Origin of the sequence: Streptomyces sp. MBT65 (genome assembly GCF_016612545.1) — a bacterium.
Lineage (GTDB): Bacteria > Actinomycetota > Actinomycetes > Streptomycetales > Streptomycetaceae > Streptomyces.
This window is the reverse complement of the sequence record NZ_JAENRY010000763.1, coordinates 1-1,457: the sequence shown is the minus strand read 5'-3', so window position 1 is coordinate 1,457 and position 1,457 is coordinate 1. Positions and strand designations below refer to the sequence as shown.

Sequence of the window (1,457 nt, the reverse complement as noted above, 5' to 3'; positions counted from 1 at the left end):
GGTGGGGGGTGTTCCGGGGGGGGGGCCTCAGCGCCCCGCCAACGTCACCGCCTGGTCCAGTGCCTGCAAGAAGCGGTTGACGGTGGAGCGGTCTCGTACTGCCAGGCGGAGCCACTGCGGGTCGAGGCCCGGGAACGTGTCTCCGCGGCGGACCGCGAAGCCCAGGTCGCGCAGGTGGCGGCGGACGGCGGCCGCGTTCGGGACGCGGACCAGGACGAAGGGGGCCTCGGCGGGCTCGACCACGTGAAGTCCGTCGGGGGCGAACTCCGTGAGGCCGGCGACGAGATGGGCCCGGTCCGCGGCGACGCGGTGGGCCGCGTGGGCCGCCTCGGCGAGTGCCCGCGGCTCCATGCACGCCTCCGCCGCGGCGAGCGCCGGCGTGGACACCGGCCACAACGGCTGGGCCCGCTCCAGTTCCGCGATCGTCTCGGGGGCGGCGAGGACGTAGCCGATCCGCAGTCCCGCCAGCCCCCACGTCTTGGTGAGGCTGCGCAGGACCACGAGGCCGGGGACGTCGGTCCGCCCCGCGAGGGCCTCGCGCTCACCCGGCACCGCGTCCATGAACGCCTCGTCGACCACCAACGTCCGCCCGGGGCGCGCCAGTTGGGCCACGGACCCGGCCGGGTGCAGGACGGACGTCGGGTTCGTGGGGTTGCCGATCAGCACCAGGTCCGCGTCCTCGGGAACCGCGCCCGGATCCAGCCGGAAACCGTCCGCCTCCCGCAACAGCACCCGCTCCACCGAATGCCCCGCGTCCCGCAGCGCCGCCTCCGGCTCCGTGAACTGCGGGTGCACGACCACCGGCCGACGGACCTTCAGCGCGCGGGCGAGCAGCACGAAGGCCTCGGCGGCACCCGCCGTCAGCAGGACGCGTTCCACCGGCAGCCCGTGCCGCGCCGCGACCGCCGCCCGCGCCGCCCGCCCGTCCGGGTAGGCGGCGAGACCGGTCAGCGAGTCGGCTATCCGCCCGCGCAACCAGGCGGGCGGCGTGTCCGCGCGGACGTTCACCGCGAGGTCGATCAACTGCGCCCCGTCGTCCCGGACTTCGGCATCACCGTGATGCCGGAGATCATGGGTCTCGCGCGCCGGATCGTGAGCTCTGTCAGTGTGCATGCGCGTGCCCACCGTGATGGTGGTGCCCGTGGTGGTGGCCGTCGTGGTCGTGACCGTCGTCGTCCGGGTGGAAGTGCGGCTGCTGCGGCTGCCCCACCTTGTCCTCGAAGCCGGGCAGCGCGATGCGGTACACGCACGAGTCGCAGTTCATCCGCAGATCGCCCTTGACCGCCTCCCGGTACCGCTCCATCACCAGATCCAGCAACTCCGGCTCCGGGCCGATGACTTCGGCCGACCGCACCTCGATGTCCGGGTGCGCCGCCGCCCAGCCCTCCGTCTGCTGCCGTACCCGCTCCGGCAGGATGCCGGTGAACAGGAAGTACGGCAGGACCACGATCCGCCGC

2 protein-coding genes are annotated in these 1,457 nt (G+C 74.0%); both read right to left on the bottom strand.

Features of this window, described 5'->3' with window-relative positions:
- Positions 1-27: 27 nt before the first annotated feature.
- Complete coding sequence (cobC, locus tag JHN63_RS52005; RefSeq protein ID WP_200692058.1) at positions 28-1,113, bottom strand: Rv2231c family pyridoxal phosphate-dependent protein CobC; 1,086 nt, start codon at positions 1,111-1,113, stop codon at positions 28-30.
- Positions 1,103-1,457, bottom strand: a 355-nt coding sequence (locus JHN63_RS52000; RefSeq protein WP_307782207.1) for a CbiX/SirB N-terminal domain-containing protein, incomplete at its 5' end; no start/stop codon positions are given. The genes JHN63_RS52000 and cobC, both read right to left, overlap by 11 nt.